Genomic DNA, 22931 nt, shown 5'->3' on the forward strand with positions numbered 1-22931 from the left:
GTTTTAAAAAAACTTAATTAAAAGAATTTCCCATATCTTTAGAATTGCCACTCTCAATTACTTCTTTAGTAGAAGAGTCAATAAAATTTACAGTAGTATTGATTTTATCCGAGCTTACGCAATTCATAGCTTGATACATATTACCTGTAAAATAAAATGCTAAAACCCCTAATGATTGTATAGAGTTATAAGATTGTTTATCCACAAATATATTAAACTCTGTTAAATCATCATTATAAGTAATATTGTCAAAAGAAGGAAAATTTTTCTTGTCTTCAATTATTTTTGCAATAGATTCATCAGTACCCTTTTTTAGATTTTCTAATAATTTTTTATGCGTACTTTTATTCATTTTATAAGTTACTGACCCATTATTATTTACTTTAACATCTTTTATTCCTTCAGCTTTAGCTTCTGTTTCAATTGTAGATGCATCTTTATCACTAAAAAACTTTTTGGTAAAGTTACTTCAACATTAAGTAAGCCTTCCTCAGAAGAAATAGTATCACCAGATGATTCTTTTGTAGAAGTATTCTTATTTTTATTACATCCTATAAAGATAATTGAAATTGATATTATTAATAAAGTAGTTAAAAATTTTTTCTTCATATTCTCCCCTCCATTCTTATTATATTAAAAAATAATTTATAATAAAATAAATTTTAATATAATAAAACAAAAAGTAAATAAAAACACTAAAAATTTATTTATTTGGGAACTTTTAGAATAAAAAAGAGTAAAATAATAAGTGAGATTTTTTAGAATAAAAGTTGCATTTTTATGTAAACTAAGTTGTGGATAATAATGAAATAAGAATTACTTGTTTTAATATTAAAATAGGACTAATATTAATGTATACATTATAGATGTATGTAAGTGAGGTGATAAAATTGCTAATGAATACTCACAAGATGCTAGCAAATAATTTTATAGAGAATGTAGATGAAAACAAACTTTTTTTAATAAAAGAATCACACTTTGTTTGGGGAAATCTTAAACCAGATTGTGCATCAAAATATAAATTAAAAAAACATTATTTTGATGAAAGTTTTGATATGATTGTTAAGAAAATAGAGTTTTTATCTTCTTTAACAGTGCATGACATATATTATAGATACTCAATAAATAAGTTTAATCAAGAACTAGGAGTTGTTTGTCACTTCTTATGTGATTACTTTTGTGTACCACATAATCAAAGATGGGAGTTTAAAAATCCTAATGCTATGAAAGATCATATTATTTATGAAAAAGATTTAGCTAAAGTAGCTAAAGAATTTAAAATTACAAAAGACATAAATTCACATTTAACTTCAGAAGAAATAACTAAATATATTTTAAAGCTTCAAGACGAGTATGAAGGTAAAATTGATTTTAATCATGATTTAACTTTTGCATACTATGTTTGTGATAGCATAATAAATATGATTTTAGATGAAGTTATGTTAAATGAAAAAATAAAAGAACATTTTTCAATGGTAATTTAGCTTGGATAATCCAAGCTTTTTTTATTTATAAAAAATAATAAAATGTTGACAATTTTACTAAGATAAGAATATAATAAATACAAATAAACATATGAGCAGTTGTTCATATGTAAGGAGGAAAATATGGAAGAAAAAAAAACTGAAGCTTGTACTTGTAATATAATTCATAAAAATATAGTAGATAAAGTTAGAAAAAGTATCCCAGATGAGGAGATTTTATATGATGTTGCAGATTTATTTAAAGCTTTTAGTGATTCAACCAGAATAAAAATAATCTGTGCATTATTTCAGTCTGAAATGTGTGTTTGTGATTTAGCGGCATTATTAGGAATGAATCAATCAGCTATTTCACATCAATTAAGAGTTTTAAAATCTAGTAGATTAGTTAAATTTAGAAGAGAGGGAAAAGTTATTTATTATTCATTAGATGATGAACACGTAAAGCATATTTTTGATGAAGGATTTAGGCATGTTACGGAATAAGAAGGAGGGGTATAATGAAAAACTCAAATATTATTAAGCTTACTTTGGAAGGTTTAACTTGTGCTAATTGTGGAAATAAAATTGAAGGAAGAGTAAATAAGTTAAATGGAGTTGTAGAAGCAAATTTAAACTTTTCCACTTCTACATTGATAGTAGAAATTGATAGTAGTGTACCTAAAGACAAAATAATAGAAGAAGTTAAAGATATAGTAAAAAAATTAGAACCAGAAGTAATAGTATTAGAAAAGGGTAAAAGCAAGATAAAAAGAGCAACTAATAAAAATATCTGCAAAGATTTTTGTTGTGATATTAAAGAAGGACATCATAACCATAATCACTCTCATAGTGGTAATTGTTGTAATGAACATCATCATCATGAAGACAATAAAAAAGGTGGACATGAACATGAGCATAATCATGAGTCTATAAGCTTTAAATTAAAGGATAATTGGAAGCTTATAATAGGTGCTATATTATATATAATAGCTATGATTTTATCTAAAGATTCTATAGTAGCAGCTATATTATTTGTAGTTAGTTATGTATTAATAGGAGGAGGAGTTGTATATTCTGCCTTTAGAAATATAATAAGAGGTGAATTATTTGATGAAAATTTCTTAATGACAGTAGCTACTTTAGGTGCTTTCTTTATTGGAGAGTTTCCAGAAGGTGTAGCAGTTATGTTGTTTTATCAAATTGGAGAAATGTTCCAAGGATATGCGGTTAATCGTTCAAGAAAATCAATAACATCATTAATGGATATAAGAGCTGATTATGCAAATTTATTAGTTGGAGATAAAGATACTAAAGTATCACCAGAAGATGTAAGTGTAGATGATATTATAATTATAAAACCAGGAGAAAGAGTTCCTTTAGATGGAGTTGTAATTGAAGGTAGTAGTTTAGTAGATACATCTGCATTAACAGGTGAATCAGTACCAAGAGAGATAAAAGTAGATGAGCAAATCTTAGCAGGTTGTATAAATAATAATGGAGTATTAAAAGTAAAAGTAACTAAAGGGTTTGGAGAGTCAACAGTATCAAGAATATTAGAATTAGTTGAGAATGCATCTAGCAAAAAAGCTCCTACAGAAAAGTTTATAACTAAGTTTTCAAAAATATATACTCCTATAGTAGTATTTTTAGCTTTAGGTTTAGCTTTAATTCCACCACTTGTAATTTCTAATGCAACTTTTGATGTGTGGATTTATAGAGCATCAATATTTTTAGTTGTATCATGTCCATGTGCATTAGTTATCTCTGTTCCATTAGTATTATTTGCAGGTATTGGTGGAGCTTCTAAAAAAGGAATACTAGTAAAGGGTGGAAATTATTTGGAAGCCTTGAAGGATGTAGATACAGTAGTTTTTGATAAAACAGGAACTATAACCAAAGGGGTATTTAAAGTGACAGAAGTAAATCCTATAAATATAGATTCTGATAAATTACTTGAAATTGCAGCTTTAGGTGAAGTTTTTTCTAATCATCCAATTGCTCAATCAATAGTTAAAGCATATGGAAAAGAAATAAATAAAGATAATATTAAAGAGTATGAAGAAGTATCAGGACATGGAATAAAGGTTTCAATTGATGATGAGGAAATTTTATTAGGAAACTATAAGTTAATGAAGAAGTTTAATATTCAATATGAAGAAGTGGATTCAATTGGAACTATAGTATATATTGCAATAAATAAAGAATATAAAGGAAATATAATTATTTCTGATGAAATAAAGAAAGAAGCTAAGGAAGCTATAAAAGAATTAAAAGAAAATGGAATAAATAGAGTTGTAATGTTAACAGGTGATAATAAAGTTGTCGCAGAAAAAGTTGCAAAGAGTGTAGGAATAGATAATGTATATTCAGAACTTCTACCAGTAGATAAGGTAGAAAAAATTGAGGGCTTACTAAAAGAAGGTTCAAATGTAAGCAAGGTTGCTTTTGTTGGGGATGGGATAAATGATGCACCAGTTCTAGCAAGAGCTGATATTGGAGTAGCTATGGGAAATATAGGTTCGGATGCTGCAATAGAAGCTGCAGATATAGTATTAATGAATGATGAACCACAGGCTTTGGTTGAAGCAATTAAAGTAGCAAAGAAAACAAATAAAGTATTATGGCAAAATATTATATTTGCCTTAGGAATAAAAATATTTGTATTGTTACTTGGAGCTTTTGGAGTAGCAACGATGTGGGAAGCTGTATTTGCAGATGTTGGGGTTACTATATTAGCTGTTTTAAATTCAACTAGATGTCTTAAATAATAGATGTATATAAATTAAATTTAATTTATAGTACACATATTGACAAAATTCATCATATTAAATATAATAAGTTAGGTTGAGAACATTCAGGCATAAGGGAAGCATACAAGATTTCTGATCTTGGTTACAAAGCTGAAAGACGCTTTGTATATACTATAGACTTATGTATAACGGATCTGCTACGTTATACATAAGTCTTATTTTTTTATAATAAACAAATCTAAATATAGAAAAATATTATATTTTGAAGTTTAATATATTTAAATAATAGGCAAAATAATAATAAATTAAAATAGAAAATTAATAATTTAGTAGACACAATATTGTTATTTAAGGTAATTAACTTTACATTTAAAAATATATTTAGGTTATAAAATATACAATGTTTGTTAAATAGATAACTAAAAACATTCAAATAGTTATATAAAAGTGTTAAAATATAGATTATATGGATTTCATATGATATTATTATGTATATACATAGAGAAATTTAAAATAATAATGGCTAAGGAGACGGTACAGTATGGAAAAAAAGAAAAATATTTCTATGGCTGTAATTAAGAGATTACCCAAATACCATAGATATTTACAGGAATTGATGAGAAATGATGTCGATAGAATATCATCAAAAGAACTTGGGGAAAAAATAGGATTTACAGCTTCTCAAATACGTCAGGACCTAAATTGTTTTGGAGATTTTGGACAGCAAGGATACGGATACAATGTAAGAGATTTATATAAACAAATAAGCATGATACTTGGATTAAATAAAGAGTATAAAACATTAATAGTAGGGGCTGGAAATATAGGTCAAGCGGTAGCTAACTATAGTAGATTTTCAGAGCTAGGCTTAAATCTTAGAGGTATATTCGATGCTAATCCAAAGCTAATTGGTTTAAGGATGAGAAGCATAGAGATTCAAGATATAGATTATTTAGAATCATTCCTAAAAAATGATAGTATAGACATTGGAATGATTTGTGTTCCAAGAATAAATGCACAAAAGGTTTGTGATGTACTAGTTCAAGGTGGGGTAAAAGGAATCTGGAATTTTGCTCCTGTAGATTTAGTTGTACCAGAAGATGTTATAGTTGAAAATGTGCATTTATCAGAAAGCTTATTAACTCTAATTTATCTACTTCATAAGGATGATAAAGAAGATGAAAAAAAGATTGAAGATGGCCAAGATAAATAAAGATAATTAACTGTAAAAAATAGTATAAAATAGAAATAGTTATTGCAAAACAAAAATCTAAAGTTTATAATCATAATTGAAGCTGGTGCTTCAATTATTTTTTTTTATTAAATTGTTACAATATTAACAAAAGAGATTTCTGAATGTTCAATTTTTTTTCGCAAAATTCAACAATCTGAATTTATCAAAAATTAAATGTTCAAATATGGTTAACATCAATTGTATTAATTTTTTATTATGAGAGGGAGGACCTGAATATGGAATTAAAAAATGTAATTCTTGAAAAAGAAGGCAACTTAGCTATTGTTACAATCAATAGACCAAAAGCATTAAACGCTTTAAACTCAGAAACTCTAAAAGATATTGATACAGTAATATCAGACTTAGAAAAGGATAGCAACATATACTGCGTAATATTGACAGGTGCGGGGGAAAAAGCATTTGTAGCAGGTGCTGATATTGCAGAAATGAAAGAATTAAATGAGGAACAGGGAAGAGAATTTGGTCTTCTTGGAAACAAAGTATTCAGAAGATTAGAAAAATTAAACAAGCCAGTTATTGCAGCGATTTCGGGTTTCGCTCTTGGTGGTGGATGCGAGCTTTCTATGTCATGTGATATAAGAATTGCTTCAGAAAAGGCTAAATTTGCACAACCAGAAACAGGACTTGGAATAACTCCAGGATTTGGTGGTACTCAAAGATTACCAAGATTGGTTGGAGAAGGTAAAGCAAAAGAATTAATATATACTGGAGCAATAATAAAAGCTGATGAAGCATTAAAAATTGGGTTAGTAAATAAGGTAGTACCACTAGAAAGTTTAATGGATGAAGCTAGGGCTGTTGCGAAAAAGATTATAGAGAATGCACCAATAGCAGTTAAACTATGTAAAGATGCAATTAATAGGGGAATGCAAGTAGATATAGATAATGCTATTGAAATAGAAGCAGGAGATTTTGGAAAGTGTTTTTCAACAGAAGATCAGTTTGAAGGAATGACAGCCTTTATTGAAAGAAGAAGTAAAAATTTCCAAAATAAATAGTCAGAAGATTAAAAAAACAGATAACGAAGTAATTTTCCAATTATTATTGAATAGAGGTTTTAATAACAAGGAGGTATAGTAAATGAATTTTCAATTAACTAGAGAACAAGAATTAGTAAGACAAATGGTTAGAGAATTCGCAGTAAATGAAGTAAAGCCGATTGCTGCAGAAATAGATGAAACAGAAAGATTTCCAATGGAAAACGTTGAGAAAATGGCCAAGCTTGGAATGCTAGGAATTCCATTTTCTAAAGAATATGGTGGAGCTGGTGGAGATACTCTTGCATATATACTAGCAGTTGAGGAGTTATCAAAGGTTTGTGCAACAACAGGAGTTATATTATCAGCTCATACTTCACTTTGTGCATCATTAATAGAACAATTTGGTAATAAGAATCAAAAAGAAAAATATTTACCAGATTTAGCAACAGGTAAAAAGATTGGAGCATTTGGTTTAACAGAACCAGGAGCAGGTACAGATGCTGCAGGACAACAAACAGTAGCAGTTTTAGATGGTGACCATTATGTGTTAAATGGATCAAAAATATTTATTACAAATGGTGGAGTTGCTGAAACATTTATAATTTTTGCAATGACTGATAAGAGTAAGGGAACTAAGGGAATATCAGGTTTCATAGTTGAAAAGAACTTCCCAGGATTCTCAATAGGAAAGAAAGAAGAAAAGCTTGGAATTAGAGCATCTTCAACAACTGAATTAGTTATGGAAAATTGTATAGTACCAAAAGAAAATCTAATTGGTCAAGAAGGAAAAGGATTTGGAATCGCAATGAAGACTCTTGATGGAGGAAGAATTGGTATTGCTGCACAAGCTTTAGGTATTGCAGAAGGTGCACTTGCAGAAGCTATAGCTTATATGAAAGAAAGAAAACAATTTGGTAGACCGATAGCTGCATTCCAAGGATTACAATGGATGATTGCAGAAATGGATACTAAGATAGAAGCAGCTAGACATTTAGTATATAAAGCTGCATGTTTAAAAGAAGCTAAGATGCCTTATTCAGTAGATGCTGCTAGAGCTAAGCTTTATGCTGCTGAAGTTGCAATGGATGTTACAACTAAGGCGGTTCAAATATTTGGAGGATACGGTTACACTAAAGAATATCCAGTAGAAAGAATGATGAGAGATGCTAAGATAACTGAAATTTACGAAGGAACTTCAGAAGTTCAAAAGATGGTTATTTCAGGAAGCGCATTAAGATAGTAAGGGGAGGACTTAGATTATGAATATAGTAGTTTGTTTAAAGCAAGTTCCAGATACAACAGCTGTAAAAATTGATCCAAAGACAGGAACACTTATAAGAGATGGAGTTCCTTCAATAATAAATCCAGAAGATAAGCATGCATTAGAAGCTGCGTTAAGAATAAAAGAAACTTCCGGTGCTCATGTTACTGTAATAAGCATGGGACCTCCACAAGCACAAAATGCTTTAAGAGAAGCATTATGTATGGGTGCTGATGAAGCAGTACTTATTACAGATAGAGCTTTTGCTGGTGCTGATACTTTAGCAACTTCAAAGGCTTTAGCAGGAGCATTAAAAAGATTAGAATACGATATAGTATTCGCAGGAAGACAAGCAATCGATGGAGATACTGCTCAAGTAGGACCAGAAATTGCAGAACATTTACACATACCTCAAGTAACTTATGTTCAAGATGTAAAAGTTGAAGAAGATGGATTACTTGTAAATAGAGCTTTAGAAGACGGATATGAATTAATAAAGGTTCAAGCTCCAGTTCTTTTAACAGCTATAAAAGAATTAAATGAACCAAGATATATGAATGTAAAATATATATTTGAAACAGCAGGAAAAGAAATAAAAGTTTGGTCAGCAGATGACATTGAAGTAAATAAGGCAGAATTAGGTCTTAAGGGTTCACCTACAAAGGTTAAAAAATCAATGACAAAAGAAACAAAGGGTGCGGGAGAAATCGTAAAAGAAACTGCGCCAGAAGCTGTAAAATATGTGTTAGGAAAATTAAAAGAAAAACACTACATCTAAGAATTATGGGAGGTAAGGAAGATGAATATAGCAGACTACAGAGGCGTTTGGGTATTTGCTGAACAAAGAGAGGGAGAACTTCAAAAGGTTTCTCTTGAATTACTTGGTGAAGGTAGAAAAATTGCAGATAAATTAGGGGTAAAATTAACAGCTCTTTTATTAGGAGATAACGTAAAAGCTTTAGCAGAAACTCTTGGTAAGCATGGTGCTGATGAGGTTTTAGTTGCTGAAAGTGAATTATTAAAAAATTATACAACTGACGGATATACTAAGGTAATTTGTGATTTAGCTAGTGAAAGAAAGCCAGGAATAGTATTTATAGGAGCAACTTTCATTGGTAGAGATTTAGGTCCAAGAGTTGCAGCTAGATTATCAACAGGATTAACAGCTGACTGTACAGGCCTAGATGTAGAAGTTGAAAATGGGGATCTTTTAGCTACTAGACCAGCATTTGGTGGTAATTTAATGGCAACTATAGCTTGCCCAGATCATAGACCACAAATGGCTACAGTAAGACCAGGAGTTTTCTCAAAAATTCCAGAAGAAGCTAGAGATTTTAATATAGAAGAAGTTGAAGTTAAATTATCAGAAAGCGACATCAGAACTAAAATCGTAGAAATTATTAAGGAAACTAAAGATGTTGTTGATATAAGTGAAGCTAACTTTATCATATCAGGTGGTAGAGGTGTTGGTTCAAAAGAAAACTTTGCATTACTTGAAGAACTTGCAGAAGTTTTAGGGGGAACAGTTGCTGGGTCAAGAGCGGCTGTAGATAATGCATGGATAGAAAAAGATTATCAAGTAGGTCAAACTGGTAAAACTGTAAGACCAAATATCTATATTGCATGCGGTATTTCAGGAGCGATACAACACGTTGCAGGTATGCAAGAGTCAGATATGATTATAGCAGTTAATAAGGATGAAAGTGCTCCAATCATGAAGGTTGCAGATTATGCTATCGTTGGAGATATTACTAAGGTATTACCTGAAATGACAGCTCAATTAAAGGCTATGAAGGAAGCAGAATAATAAGGTCAATAAATTATATGAATTTTAGGGTATAAATAATATAAAAACAAGTGGTATGAAAATTTAGGAGGTAATTATTATGGAAAAGATTTTTGTAATTGGTGCTGGTACTATGGGAGCTGGAATTGTTCAAGCTTTTGCACAAAAAGGTTATGAAGTTATCGTTAGAGATATAAAGGACGAATTTGTTGAAAAAGGAATTGCTGGAATTAATAAAGGACTTAGCAAACAAGTAGCTAAAGGAAAGATGACTGAAGAAACTAAGGAAGCTATATTATCAAGAATTACAGGAACAACTGATATGAAATTAGCAGAAGACTGTGATTTAGTTATAGAAGCAGCAATTGAAAATATGCAAATCAAGAAACAAATATTTGCTGAATTAGATGAAATCTGTAAAGAATCAGCTATTTTAGCATCAAATACTTCATCATTATCAATAACTGAAGTTGCATCAGCAACAAAGAGAGCAGATAAGGTTATAGGAATGCATTTCTTTAACCCAGCTCCAGTAATGAAATTAGTGGAAATAATCAGAGGGATGGCTACTTCACAAGAAACTTTTGATGCTGTTAAGGAATTATCAGTAGCAATTGGTAAAGAACCAGTAGAAGTTGCAGAAGCTCCAGGATTTGTAGTTAATAGAATACTTATCCCAATGATTAATGAAGCAACATTTATTCTTCAAGAAGGAATTGCTTCAGCTGAAGATATAGATAGTGCTATGAAATATGGTGCTAATCACCCAATGGGACCTTTAGGTTTAGGAGATCTTATTGGATTAGATGTTTGTTTAGCTATAATGGATGTTTTATATAATGAAACAGGAGATACTAAATATAGAGCAAGTAGCCTACTAAGAAAATATGTTAGAGCTGGATGGCTAGGTAGAAAATCAGGAAAAGGATTCTACGACTATAGCAGATAATTTTTTTAATATTAAAAGTAAGAGATTCTTGTATGAATCTCTTATTTTTTTATAAATTATACAAATACATAGTTTGGGTATGATATAATTTTAAAAAGTGAAATAGTAGAGGTGAAATATGTTAGTAGAAAAAACTAGAGAATTATATGACAAAAAACATGATTTAAATTGTGCAGAATGTATATTAAAAGCAGCAAATGAGTGTTATGATTTAGACCTATCAGCTCAGACGATTAAAGCTATGGCTGCATTTGGTGGGGGAATGGCTATAGAAAGTATCTGTGGAGGAGCTACTGGTGCTATAGCTGCTATTGGAATTATGTTTACAGAAGAGAGGGGACATCAAAGTCCACATGTTAAGATGATGACATCTGAATTTATGAGTATTTTTAGAGAGAATTTAGGTACTTTAAATTGTGATGAATTAAAGTTAAAATACAGAGAAAATGAAGAAGACAGATGTTTACATATGATGTTAGTTGCTGCAAAATCATTAGAAGAAATTATAGAAAAATACAAAGAGGATTATAAAATAATAAGAGTAAAGTAAAGGGGAGAATACTTTACTTGTTTTTGAGGGATAATTAATGTATTGATGTATAATACATGAGGTGAAAATATGGATTTTAAAGAAGTTATTTTTGAAGATAATAAGGTCATATTAAAAGGAATGAAAAATTTTAATATAAAACAAATCTTAGAATGTGGTCAATGCTTTAGATGGGATAAGATAACCGATACCAATTATATTGTAGTAGCTTGTGGTAGAGTTATAGAAGTTCAACAAAATGAAAATGAAGTAATTATTTTGAATGCAAATAAAGAAGACTTTAATAATATTTGGATTAGTTATTTTGATTTAGAAAGAGATTATAGTGTTATTAAGAGGGAATTAGCAAAAGACGAAATACTAAAGAAAAGTGTTGAGTTTGGATATGGAATCAGGATATTAAATCAAGATCCTTTTGAAATGTTAATTAGCTTTATAATATCAGCTAGAAATAGTATTCCATCAATAAAAAAGACAGTAAAGAAAATATGTGAAATATGGGGAGAGAAAATAATATATAATGATCAAGAATATTATACTTTTCCTAGACCTGAACAAATTAAAGAGGCGACTTTAGAAGAAATACAAGCAACAGGAGCTTCATTTAGAAGTAAATATATAATAAGTACAATTAATAATGTTAATGAAGCTTTGAGAGTAAAAAAGGATATGATAAGTAATCCTGATAAATACAAAGAAAGACCAGAAATATTGGATTATGATTTAGAATACATAAGCAATCTAAATGATGATGAGTGCCATATAGCTCTTCAAAAGTTTATGGGGGTTGGAGCTAAAGTTTCAGATTGTATAATGCTATTTTCTATGGCAAAACATTCAGCCTTTCCTGTGGATGTCTGGGTAAAAAGAGCGATGATTCATTTTTATGTTGCACCAGATGTTTCTTTAAATAAAATGAGAATATTTGCAAGAGAAAAATTTGGTTCTTTATCAGGTATGGCACAACAATATTTATTTTATTATGCAAGAGAAAATAACATAAAGGTAGATTAATAAAAAGTAGCTTTTAAAAGGCTACTTTTTTATTAACGAAAATTTAAATTTACAAATCGGAATTGTAAACTTTATTATAAAAATGTAAAAAAGTAATATATATTTATAGTAAGATAGTATAAAATATAATGTATAGACAAATATAAGCTACTTGAAAAGGTTTTCTGGAAATTGTACTATAGTAATAGTAAATTATAATGAAAACCACAAAAAATATTTTATCAATAGGCAATGGAGGAGAAGGGTATGTATTATTTAGGAATTGATGGTGGAGGAACCAAAACAAGATATATTCTTGTTGATGATAAGTTAGAAAAAGTTGGGGATGTTGAAAGCGGGACAATCCACATACATCAAGTAGGTGTAGAAGGAATAAAAAAAGAACTAAGAGAAAATATTTCAAAAATATGTTCTAATGTAAATATTGAACCTAAGGATATTGCATTTATATTTGCAGGAGTACCTGGATATGGGGAAAGTTTAGAAGATAAAGTAAAAATTGATCAAGCTATTAGAGAGGTTATGGAAGCTCCATATATGATAGATAATGATGCAGTTAATGGTTGGGCGGCAGGCACTGCATGTAAAGCAGGTATTAATGTAGTTGCAGGAACAGGAAGTATAGCCTATGGAAGAAATGATGAAGGTATGTTAGCTAGATGTGGTGGCTTTGGACCTGGAATTGGTGATGATGGTAGTGCGTATTGGATTGGACTAAGAACAATAAATGAATATACAAAGCAAAGAGATGGCAGAGAAGAAAAAACTGCATTATTAGATGTTTTAGAAAGAGAATATAATATTTCATATGATTATGAAATAGTTGATATAGTATTTAATAAATTGCAACGAGATAGAACTAAACTTGCAACTTTTTCAAAAATATGTTTTTTAGCAGCAGAAGAAGGATGTCCTGTTGCTAGAAAAATATTTGAAGATGTAGCAGAAGAGCTATTCAAACATATAAGATCATTATCAAAAACTTTAAAGTTTGATGGGAAGTTTGTTGTGTCATATACTGGTGGAGTATTTAAAGCTGGAAAATATGTATTAGAACCACTAAAGGCGAAGGTAGAAGCTGCAGGGTTAGATTGTATAATACAAGAACCAGAACTAGATCCTTGGAATGGAGCAGCATTATTAGCTTATAAATTAGCTGGAAATGAAGTTCCGTCAAATGTTAAAGAAATTATGTGTGATTAAAATTTATAATATAAAGGTCACTTATTCTTCTATGAGATAAGTGACCTTTAATATAATGACTATATTGGGTAAGGCTTATACATATAAAAGGGATATATAAGAGGGAGTGGGTTTATGAATTATTTAATATTAAGTGTTTTATTACTTTTATTAGTTTTTATAGCGACTTTATCATTTACAATGGTTGCGAATAAAAACAATTCTTTTAAAGAAAATATCAGATTTTCTGGAATGATGTTAGCAGTTTCTTTACCTATTATATCTTTAGTGGGAGGGACGTTGTTTTTAATATTTAAATTAGTTTCTATGGTTGTACCTATGCAAATAGATACAATTCAGGTGTTTTTGATTGCGTTAATAGGTGTTTTTATAATATTTGCTTGTGATTTGGTAAGTAAACAAATATTAGCAGGAATAAGTTCTAGAATTTTTGCAACAAAGTATAAAAATCAAGATTTAACAGAGAAAGAAATGCTAGATATAATAAATAAGTCTCAAGGAATTTTTAATATCTTTGAACTAGTAATAATGTTTTTTACAAGTGCTATTTTATATTTAGGAGTAATGAAGCTTATTTCTATAGATATAAATTTAATATTTTTATCAATTATTTCATTGATGAATGTTATAAGTTATAGAGTGTTTTTTAGGAGTAAAATATCAACTGGTAATTAACAGTTGATAGTGGTAAATTGGTTTAGTAAGTCGAAATGTGAAGAAGTACCGATTCGTTTTTAATGAATTGGTGCTTTTTTTAAGTTGAATTTAAAAAATAAAAACATTTAAAAACCCTTTAAAATACAGGATTACATAAGAAAACAATTGAATAAAATAAATATTTTGAAAATTTAATAAAATTATTGACAAGCTATCGGAAAACATTTACAATATAGATAAGTGGTACGTACCACTTAGAAATAATTTTAAATTATAAGATTTTAAAAGAACTTACGGGGGTGCAGTTATGCCAAACATATTATTAACAAGAGTAGATAATCGTTTAATTCATGGACAAGTAGGAGTAACTTGGGTAAATCATTTAGGAGCAAATTTAATTTTAGTTGCTAATGATAAAGTTTCTGCAGATCCAGTACAACAAAGTTTAATGGATATGGTAGTTCCGGATGCAATTCAAACAAGATTTTTCTCAATAGAAAAAACTATAAAAGTAATAAATAAAGCATCTGCTAAGCAAAAGATTTTCTTAGTATGTAAAACACCTCAAGATGCATTAAGATTAGTAGAAGGTGGAGTTCCAATAAAAGAAATTAATATTGGAAATATGCATTTTAGTGAAGGAAAAGAACAAATATCTTCAACAGTTTCAATTGATGAAGATGATAAGAAGACTTTAAGAAAGCTTATCGATTTAGGAGTTAAAGTAGAACAAAGAAGAGTTCCTGATGAAAGACCTGAAATTGATATAGCAAAATTTGTTTAGTTTAACTTAATACTTAAAACCTTTTAAATTAGTTTTTCATTTTTTTAAAATCATAAATTTATAAAAATCTATTAAAAGGGGGATGAATTTAAATGTTTGTTCAAGCACTATTAATCGCTATTTGGGCTGGTATAGCTGGTATCGATATGTTCGATGGATTAACCCACATACACAGACCAATAGTAACAGGACTTATTGTAGGACTTATTTTAGGAGACATGAAAACAGGACTTATTGTCGGTGCAACTTTAGAACTTGTATGGATGGGTATGGTACCATTAGCTGGTGCACAACCACCAAACGTTGTTATTGGAGGGATAATTGGTACAAGCTTAGCTATTATAGGTAAACTTGATGCCCAAGCAGCTGTAGGTTTAGCAGTTCCATTTGCAGTAGCTGCTCAAGCTGGTATAACATTACTATTTACTGCTTTCTCACCAATAATGCACAAAGCTGATAAATATGCAGAAGAAGCTAATACTAATGGAATAAATAAAATAAATTATTTAGGATTAGTTATCTTATTTGTATCATATTTTATCTGTGCATTCTTACCAATTTATTTTGGTTCAGACAAAGCAGCAGAAATAGTTCAAATGATACCACAACCAATTATAGATGGCTTATCAGTAGCAGGTGGAATTATGCCAGCTATCGGATTTGCAATGCTATTAAAGATAATGTTAAAGAAAGAATACATTACTTTCCTATTAGGTGGATTCTTACTAGTTACTTACTTTAAGATTCCAATCTTAGCACTTGCTTTAATTGGATTATGTATAGCACTTTATGATTATCACAATTCAAAGAATAATCAAACAGTACAAGTAGTAAAGGAGGAGTTTGAAGATGGAATCTAATTTAGGATATAAGAATCCGAGTACAGATAAAGTTATAACTAAAAAAGATCTTAATGCAATGGCATGGAAATCATTATTTCTACAAGCATCATTTAACTATGAAAGAATGCAAGCTTGTGGATGGCTATACTCCTTACTACCAGGATTAAAGAAGATTCATACAAATAAAGAAGATCTTTCAGCTTCAATGAAAGATCATCTTGAATTCTTTAATACACATCCATTCTTAGTAACATTCATTATGGGACTAATAATAGCAATGGAAGAAAATAAAGAAGATAGAAATACTATAAGAGCAATCAAGGTTGCAACAATGGGACCTCTTGGAGGTATCGGTGATGCATTATTCTGGTTAACAGCTTTACCAATATGCGCTGGTATCGGAGCATCATTAGCAAAAGAAGGTAATGTTGCAGGTCCGATTATATTCTTAGTATTATTCAATATTATACATTTTGGTTTAAGATTCTTCTTAATGAACTATGGTTACAATACTGGTGTTAAAGCTGTAGCAACATTAAAAGAACAAACTAAGAAGATATCACATGCTGCTTCAATTGTTGGATTAACAGTTGTTGGAGGATTAATAGCTTCAATGGTTAACTTAAAGACTACTTTAGTTATAACAGCTGGGCAAGCTGAAGTTGTTCTTCAAGAAGGGGTTTTAGATGCAGTAATGCCAAACCTTTTACCATTAGCATATACTTTCTTAATGTATTCTTTACTTAAGAAGGGTAAATCACCAGTTATGCTAATATTATTTACAATAGTATTTGGTATAGCAGGTAAATTCTTAGGAATATTATAAAATAAAATTATAGACCTATATCTAGTGAAAGCTAGATATAGGTCTTAAAAGTTAAAGGGGTAAATAGGGACTAACTTAGAAGTATGTAATATATTACATAAATATTAGTGGAATTTTAAAAAAATTATGATATAATTGGGGTATAAAATAATGAGGTGGTAGTAAAATGGGAGTTATTGATAAAAGCTCAAGGATACCATTGTATTTACAATTAATGGATATACTTATAGAAAATATCGATAAGAACCTAGAAGAACATCAACAAATTATTTCAGAAAGAGAGATATGTGAAACATACGATGTTAGTAGAACTACAGTGAGACAGGCTTTAGATGAACTTGAAAGAGATGGATATATATATAAGGTTCATGGAAAAGGAACTTTTGTATCACCAAAAAGGTTAAATCAAGACTTAATGTCATTTTATTCTTTTACAGAAGAGATGAAAAAGATTGGTAAAGAACCTACTTCAGAGGTTATTGGATTTGAAATAATACATACAGATGAAAAGTTATCTCGTATTTTTAAAATAAAAGAGACAGATCTACTGTATAAAATTACAAGAATAAGAAAAGCAGACAATATTCCAATGATGTATGAAATAACATATTTACCGTTTGAGAGATTTGAAGGGTTAACAAAGGCTGAATTAGAAAAATCACCTATGTATGATGTTTTAATAGGAAAATTTTTAGCTAAATTAACAGCAGCTGAAGAGTATTTTGAACCTATACTTACTAATAAACTAGAAAGTATATATTTAGATATAAATGAAGGAGAACCGAGTTTGAAAATCGAAAGATTTACTTATGAAAATAGTAAATTAGTAGAATATACTATTGGTGTGGCTAGAGGCGATAAGTTTAAATATAGAGTTCAATTAAAAAATAATTAGTTATTAACTTAATTTAAATAAAAAATAAAATTTTTTAAAACAACTGGTAATGACGACATTATCAGTAGTGGGAGGTAGTTTAGATGTTTTTTGGTTTGACAAAAGAAAGATTACAAGAAATAGGAGCAACTTTTACAGCTACAGAGGTTAGACAGCAACCTGAAACTTGGAGAAAGACTTATGAAATAATAAAGGAAAATAAAGAGAATATAGAAAACTTTTTAAAGAAGAATTTAAAGGCTAATACAAGAATAATATTAACGGGAGCAGGTACTTCTGATTATGTAGGAGATACAATATATCTGTATTTAGCTAAAAAATTAAAGGTAAGAGTTGAAGCTATTGCAACAACAGATTTAGTGTCCAATCCTCATGAGTTTGTTGAAGAAGATACGCCAACTATCTTAGTATCCTATGCAAGATCAGGAAATAGTCCAGAAAGTGTTGGAGCTTATGAAGTTTTTGAAAAGAATGTTAAAAATATAACACAACTGGTAATTACGTGTAATAAGGGAGGGCAACTTGCTAAAAAGGCTACACAAAATGAAAAAAATCTTTGTTTACTTATGCCAGAAGAATCAAATGATAAGAGTTTTGCTATGACAAGTTCATTTAGCTGTATGCTACTTGCATCATTATTAGTTTTTGATATTGAAAATATTGAAGAAAACAAAAAATACGTTAATACAGTAATTAATCAAGGAAATTATATTTTAGATAACAAATGGGAAGATATTAAATCATTAGTAGAACTAGGATGTGAAAGAGTAGTTTATTTAGGCTCAGGAGCCTTAAAAGGACTTTGTCAAGAAATGGCTCTTAAGAACTTAGAATTAACAAGTGGAAAAACAATAACTGTTTGTGAGTCAGTATTAGGATTTAGACATGGCCCAAAATCAATAATAAATGATAATACATTAGTGATATTTATGAATTCAACTAATGAATATACAAACCTTTATGATATGGACTTAATAAAAGAAATTCATGGAGATGTAGGAAAACATAAATTAGCAGTTATTAGTTATAAAGATAATGAGGAACTAAACAATTTATGTGACAAATATTTAAGTATAAATGGTGCAGAAGTTCCAGAAATTTATACAGTATTTAATTATATGTTATTTGGTCAAATGTTTGGTTTATTTAGTTCATTAAACCTTGGAATTTCACCAGATAACCCAAGACCAGATGGAACAGTTAATAGAGTAGTAAAAGGTGTAATTATACATCCATATAGCAAATAGATAAAACAAAAGAATATTAATTTATAAATAAGGGAGGAATCTTTAATTATGGTAGGGCTAATAGTAACAGGGCATGGAAATTTTGCAACAGGACTTTTAAGTTCATTGAAATTAATTGCAGGAGAACAAGAAAATTTAATTGGAGTAGATTTTACAGTAGATGATAATACAGAAACTTTAGAAGTAAAGTTAAGAAATGCAATTAATACATTAGGAGAAGAAATAGTAGTGCTTTCAGACTTAGCAGGGGGGTCTCCTTTTAAGGTATCTGTTGTATTAAGTCAACAATTACAAGATAAAAAAATTAGAGTAATTTCAGGAACTAACCTAGGAATGATACTTGAAGTTTCATTATGCAGAGAAGGTATGGCTGCAGATGAGTTAGTGGATTTTGCTATTAATTCAGGTAAGAGTGCAATCAAAGCATTTGAAATTAAAGTAGAAGAAGAAACAGAAGAAGACGAATTTGACGGAATTTAAATAATTGGAGTATAGGAGAGATTATAATGGGAAATATTTTATCAACAAGAGAAATGTTAAAAAAAGCACAAAGAGAAGGATATGCTGTACCAGCATTTAATATTCATAACTTAGAAACACTTCAAGTTGTTGTAGAAACAGCAGCAGAATTAAAATCACCAGTTATATTAGCTGGTACACCATCAACAATAGTATATGCTGGTGGAGAGTATATAGTAGCAATGGCTGAAGTTGCAGCCAAAAAGTATGATATTCCAGTAGCTATTCACTTGGATCATTATGAAGATGTTGATGCAATAAAACATTATGTTGACTTAGGATTTAAATCAACTATGATTGATGCTTCACATGAAGAGTATGAAAGAAATATTGAAATAGTTAAAGATGTTGTCAACTATGCACATAGATTCGATGCAACAGTAGAAGCAGAACTTGGAAGACTTGGCGGACAAGAAGATGATTTAGTTGTAGATGAAAAAGATGCAATGTACACAAATCCAGAGCAAGCAAAGGATTTTGTTGATAGAACAGGAGTGGATTCTTTAGCAATAGCTATAGGAACAGCTCATGGATTATATAAAGGGGTAGCTAAATTAGATTTTGAAAGACTAAAAGAAATTAGAGCTATAGTAGATGTTCCACTAGTATTACATGGGGCTTCAGATGTTCCAGATGAGTTAGTAAAAAAAGCTATTTCACTTGGAATATGTAAAGTAAATGTAGCAACTGATTTAAAGATACCTTTTTCAGATGCTGTTAAGAAATATTTTATAGAAAACCCAGAAGCTAATGATCCAAGAAAATATATGACACCTGGTAAAGAAGCAATGAAGAAAATAGTTGCACATAAAATAATGGTATGTGGAAGTAACGGCAGAGCTTAATATATTATGAGAGGTGAGGGTATGGTACATCCTATTAAGGAGATAGTAACTAGGTATAAAAATGGGGAAAATGTGGGGATTTTCTCAGTATGTTCTTCAAATAAATATGTAATTGAAGCTGCTATGGAGAGATTAAAGGATAAGGATATGTGTCTTTTAGTTGAATCAACTGCAAATCAAGTTGATCAATTTGGTGGTTATACAGGAATGAAACCAAAGGATTTTGTTAAGTATATTCATGAGTTAGCAGAAAAAAATAATTTTCCAATAGAAAGAATAATTCTTGGGGGAGACCATTTAGGCCCATTAACATGGACAAAGATTGCTCCTATAGAAGCTATGGAAAATGCTAAAGATTTAATTAGAGAGTATGTACTAGCAGGGTTCACTAAAATTCATATAGATACAAGTATGCCTTTGAAGGGCGATATAGAGAAGGGAATCTTTGGTGATTCATTAATAGCAAATAGAGCTTCTATTCTATGCAAAGTAGCAGAAGAATCATATTTAGAACTATTAGAACAAGAAGAAAATGCTATACATCCAGTATACGTAATAGGAAGTGAAGTTCCTATTCCAGGAGGAGCTCAAGGAGAAGAAGAGGAAGAAGAAGGAATTGTAGTAACTAAAGTTAGTAACTTTAGAAACACTATAAATACTTTTAAAGAAGCTTTTGAAAGCTTTGGTGTTGGCTTAGCTTGGGATTATGTTGTAGGTGTAGTTGTACAACCAGGTGTAGAATTTGGTAGTGATCATGTTTGGGGTTACAATAGAGAAGCAGCTAAAGAATTAACAGAAGCAATTTCAGAATACCCTGAATTAGTATTTGAAGCACATTCTACTGATTATCAAACTCCTAAAGCTTTAAAAGAAATGGTGGAAGATGGCTATATAATTCTAAAAGTAGGACCAGCTTTAACCTTTGGATTTAGAGAAGGTGTATTTGCCTTAAATGCTATAGAAAATGAGTTGTTTAAATATAACTCAGATAAAGAATTATCAAAATTTATGGAAATACTTGAGTTTAGTATGATAAAGGAACCTAAAGATTGGAAGAACCATTACTCAGGAACTAGTGAAAAAATTAAACTTGATAGAAAATATAGTCTATCAGATAGATGTAGATACTATATGCCAAAAGAAAATGTTAACTTTGCTTTAGAAAAATTATTGGATAATCTAAATGGAGTAGAAATTCCAATAACTTTAGTAAGTCAATTTATGCACAATCAATATAAGAAGATAAGAGATGGTGAATTAGAACTTACAGCAGAAAGTCTATTAAAAGATAGAATAGGTGAGTATATAGATGATTATATATTTGCTACTGAAGAAGCAAAAGTATTACAAACAATTTAGAAGTAATATAAGCTAAAATTGAAGCTCTAAATAAGTTTAAAACTTATTTAGAGCTTTTTATTTCTAAAAATAAGAATTATTTTATGCAAAATAAATAATATTATTCATTTATCTTGTGAAAAAATAATTAAAATTTAAAAAAATAAACAAAATAATCCATAATGTTGATATAATATTGTTGGAAACTTTATAATAAGAAGGGAGATTTTGTATATGTTTCAATTTGAAAGTCAATTAAAAAAGCTTAAGCATGAAGTGTTAACAGAGGTAGCAAAGCTTGCTAAAGCAGATAAAGTTACTCCAGAAGAAATTGAAAAAATTCCTTATGAAGTAATTAAAGGGGATAAGGCTAGATATAGATGTTGTGTGTATAAAGAAAGAGCAATTGTATTAGAAAGAGCAAAACTAGCTGCTGGATGTTTAGCTAATGGGGATAATATGATTGAAGAATTTGTAGATATACAAGAAGATGATCAAATAATATATGTTATTGAGGCTGCTTGTGATAGATGTCCAATAAATAAATATAGCGTAACGGATTCTTGTAGAAATTGTTTAGCTCATAAATGTAAAGAAGCTTGTAATTTTGGAGCAATATCTTATGTTGCAGGAAGAGCATATATAAACCAGGAAATATGTAAAGAATGTGGAATGTGTCAAAAAGCATGTCCGTATGATGCTATTTCAGAAGTTATGAGACCTTGTAAAAAGGTTTGTCCAACAGCTGCTATAGAAATAAGCCCAGAAGATAGACGAGCAGTCATAAAGGAAGAAAAGTGTGTTAATTGTGGAGCTTGTATGTCAGCATGTCCATTTGGAGCTATATCAGATAAAAGTTTAATAGTTCCAGTTGCTAAGAATTTAGCAAAAGGAGAAAAAGTATACGCAGTAGTTGCGCCAGCTATAACTGGTCAATTTGGTATGAAAACTACTTATGGACAAATCAAAAATGCAATAAAAAAATTAGGATTTATAGATATGGTTGAAGCGGCATGTGGAGCAGATGCGGTAACAGTTCATGAGAGTAATGAGTTTATTGAGAGGATGGAAAATGGAGACAACTATATGACAAACTCATGTTGTCCTGGATTCTTAAGCTATGTTGAAAAAATGTTCCCTTCAGAAATAGGAAAAGTATCAGGGACAGTATCGCCTATGGTAGCAGCAGGAAGATATATAAAACATATGGATCCTGAAGCTAAGGTAGTATTTATTGGACCTTGTACAGCAAAGAAAAGTGAAGCTGTGAGAGAGTCAGTAAAAGATGCTGTAGATTATGTATTAACATTTGAAGAATTATTAGCATTATTTGATGCTTTTGAAATAGAATTAGAAAAATGTGAAGAAGAGATTGTTGATGATGCATCAATATATGGAAGAGGATTTGGTGCTCATGGTGGATTAACAGCTGCAATACAAAACTATATTAGAGGAAAAGGCTTAGAAGCAGATTTTAGACCAGTAAAAGCATCTGGTGGAGTAGAAATTAAAAAAGCAATGACAATGGCTAAAATAGGAAAGCTTCAAGGAAACTTCATTGAAGGTATGATATGTGAAGGTGGATGTATAAATGGGGCAGGTACAGTAGTTACATCTATGAAAGCAAAAGCTTCATTTAATAAGACTAATGCACAAGCAACTAAAAAAGCGGTTTTAGATAATGATAAGTTAGAAGAGTATAATAATTTAAATTTAGAGAGAGAATAATAATTAAATAGAATCTTATAATAATTAGCAGTGAATAGA

The 22931-nt window shown here is 29.8% G+C and carries 24 protein-coding genes; 22 read left to right on the top strand and 2 right to left on the bottom strand.

The window, feature by feature from the left end:
• Positions 1–13: 13 nt before the first annotated feature.
• Together BTM21_RS00290 and BTM21_RS00295 are read right to left on the bottom strand one after the other, a co-directional pair.
• Positions 14–352 carry a hypothetical protein gene (locus BTM21_RS00290; RefSeq protein ID WP_021874532.1) on the bottom strand — a complete coding sequence of 113 codons (339 nt, stop codon included), beginning with the start codon at positions 350–352 and terminating at the stop codon, positions 14–16.
• Between the two features lie 41 nt (positions 353–393).
• A complete protein-coding gene (locus BTM21_RS00295; RefSeq protein ID WP_021874531.1) occupies positions 394–609 on the bottom strand; it encodes a hypothetical protein in 216 nt (71 codons plus the stop codon).
• Positions 610–896: 287 nt separating this feature from the next.
• Here BTM21_RS00295 and BTM21_RS00300 point away from each other — a divergent pair, with 287 nt between their 5' ends.
• From BTM21_RS00300 to BTM21_RS00405, 22 genes are all read left to right on the top strand, one after another.
• Positions 897–1484: a zinc dependent phospholipase C family protein gene (locus BTM21_RS00300; RefSeq protein ID WP_242944859.1), complete on the top strand. Its 588-nt coding sequence runs from the start codon at positions 897–899 to the stop codon at positions 1482–1484.
• A 123-nt stretch (positions 1485–1607) separates the two neighbouring features.
• Positions 1608–1967 (top strand): ArsR/SmtB family transcription factor, encoded by a 360-nt coding sequence (locus BTM21_RS00305; protein ID WP_021874529.1) that lies wholly within the window; start codon positions 1608–1610, stop codon positions 1965–1967.
• Between the two features lie 14 nt (positions 1968–1981).
• Positions 1982–4231 (top strand): heavy metal translocating P-type ATPase, encoded by a 2250-nt coding sequence (locus BTM21_RS00310; RefSeq protein ID WP_021874528.1) that lies wholly within the window; start codon positions 1982–1984, stop codon positions 4229–4231.
• A gap of 523 nt (positions 4232–4754) precedes the next feature.
• A complete protein-coding gene (locus BTM21_RS00315) occupies positions 4755–5426 on the top strand; it encodes a redox-sensing transcriptional repressor Rex (RefSeq protein WP_079481665.1) in 672 nt (223 codons plus the stop codon).
• Between the two features lie 257 nt (positions 5427–5683).
• On the top strand, positions 5684–6466 hold the full coding sequence (locus BTM21_RS00320; RefSeq protein WP_021874525.1) for a short-chain-enoyl-CoA hydratase: 783 nt from the start codon (positions 5684–5686) through the stop codon (positions 6464–6466).
• A gap of 82 nt (positions 6467–6548) precedes the next feature.
• Positions 6549–7688 (top strand): acyl-CoA dehydrogenase, encoded by a 1140-nt coding sequence (locus BTM21_RS00325; RefSeq protein ID WP_021874524.1) that lies wholly within the window; start codon positions 6549–6551, stop codon positions 7686–7688.
• Between the two features lie 19 nt (positions 7689–7707).
• Positions 7708–8487, top strand: a complete 780-nt coding sequence (locus BTM21_RS00330) for an electron transfer flavoprotein subunit beta/FixA family protein (protein ID WP_021874523.1) — start codon at positions 7708–7710, stop codon at positions 8485–8487.
• A 21-nt stretch (positions 8488–8508) separates the two neighbouring features.
• On the top strand, positions 8509–9516 hold the full coding sequence (locus BTM21_RS00335; protein ID WP_021874522.1) for an electron transfer flavoprotein subunit alpha/FixB family protein: 1008 nt from the start codon (positions 8509–8511) through the stop codon (positions 9514–9516).
• Positions 9517–9595: 79 nt separating this feature from the next.
• The gene (locus tag BTM21_RS00340) at positions 9596–10444 is read left to right on the top strand and encodes a 3-hydroxybutyryl-CoA dehydrogenase (protein ID WP_021874521.1); all 849 of its coding nucleotides are present in this window, start codon (positions 9596–9598) and stop codon (positions 10442–10444) included.
• 118 nt (positions 10445–10562) lie between these two features.
• Positions 10563–10994, top strand: coding sequence for a C-GCAxxG-C-C family (seleno)protein (locus BTM21_RS00345; protein WP_021874520.1), 432 nt, complete (start codon positions 10563–10565; stop codon positions 10992–10994).
• Positions 10995–11063: 69 nt separating this feature from the next.
• Positions 11064–12008: a DNA-3-methyladenine glycosylase family protein gene (locus tag BTM21_RS00350; protein ID WP_021874519.1), complete on the top strand. Its 945-nt coding sequence runs from the start codon at positions 11064–11066 to the stop codon at positions 12006–12008.
• Between the two features lie 246 nt (positions 12009–12254).
• Positions 12255–13211: an N-acetylglucosamine kinase gene (locus BTM21_RS00355; RefSeq protein ID WP_079481664.1), complete on the top strand. Its 957-nt coding sequence runs from the start codon at positions 12255–12257 to the stop codon at positions 13209–13211.
• A gap of 114 nt (positions 13212–13325) precedes the next feature.
• Positions 13326–13886 carry a hypothetical protein gene (locus BTM21_RS00360; RefSeq protein WP_021874517.1) on the top strand — a complete coding sequence of 187 codons (561 nt, stop codon included), beginning with the start codon at positions 13326–13328 and terminating at the stop codon, positions 13884–13886.
• 289 nt (positions 13887–14175) lie between these two features.
• Positions 14176–14652, top strand: coding sequence for a PTS galactosamine transporter subunit IIB (gene agaB, locus BTM21_RS00365; protein ID WP_021874516.1), 477 nt, complete (start codon positions 14176–14178; stop codon positions 14650–14652).
• 92 nt (positions 14653–14744) lie between these two features.
• Positions 14745–15512, top strand: a complete 768-nt coding sequence (agaW, locus tag BTM21_RS00370) for a PTS N-acetylgalactosamine transporter subunit IIC (protein ID WP_021874515.1) — start codon at positions 14745–14747, stop codon at positions 15510–15512.
• Positions 15502–16320: a PTS system mannose/fructose/sorbose family transporter subunit IID gene (locus BTM21_RS00375; RefSeq protein WP_079481663.1), complete on the top strand. Its 819-nt coding sequence runs from the start codon at positions 15502–15504 to the stop codon at positions 16318–16320. Before agaW ends, BTM21_RS00375 begins: the two co-directional genes overlap by 11 nt.
• Before the next feature lie 166 nt (positions 16321–16486).
• Positions 16487–17215 carry a GntR family transcriptional regulator gene (locus BTM21_RS00380; protein ID WP_079481662.1) on the top strand — a complete coding sequence of 243 codons (729 nt, stop codon included), beginning with the start codon at positions 16487–16489 and terminating at the stop codon, positions 17213–17215.
• A gap of 83 nt (positions 17216–17298) precedes the next feature.
• Positions 17299–18462 (top strand): SIS domain-containing protein, encoded by a 1164-nt coding sequence (locus BTM21_RS00385; protein WP_079481661.1) that lies wholly within the window; start codon positions 17299–17301, stop codon positions 18460–18462.
• A gap of 48 nt (positions 18463–18510) precedes the next feature.
• Positions 18511–18942 (top strand): PTS galactosamine/N-acetylgalactosamine transporter subunit IIA, encoded by a 432-nt coding sequence (gene agaF, locus BTM21_RS00390; protein ID WP_021874511.1) that lies wholly within the window; start codon positions 18511–18513, stop codon positions 18940–18942.
• Between the two features lie 26 nt (positions 18943–18968).
• The gene (locus BTM21_RS00395) at positions 18969–19826 is read left to right on the top strand and encodes a tagatose bisphosphate family class II aldolase (protein WP_021874510.1); all 858 of its coding nucleotides are present in this window, start codon (positions 18969–18971) and stop codon (positions 19824–19826) included.
• Between the two features lie 21 nt (positions 19827–19847).
• Entirely contained in the window at positions 19848–21185 is a 1338-nt protein-coding gene (locus BTM21_RS00400) for a class II D-tagatose-bisphosphate aldolase, non-catalytic subunit (RefSeq protein ID WP_079481660.1), read from the top strand.
• 213 nt (positions 21186–21398) lie between these two features.
• Entirely contained in the window at positions 21399–22892 is a 1494-nt protein-coding gene (locus BTM21_RS00405) for a 4Fe-4S dicluster domain-containing protein (RefSeq protein WP_021874508.1), read from the top strand.
• Positions 22893–22931: the final 39 nt, after the last annotated feature.

The sequence above is a fragment of the Clostridium chauvoei genome (assembly GCF_002327185.1).
In the GTDB taxonomy this organism is placed as follows: domain Bacteria; phylum Bacillota; class Clostridia; order Clostridiales; family Clostridiaceae; genus Clostridium; species Clostridium chauvoei.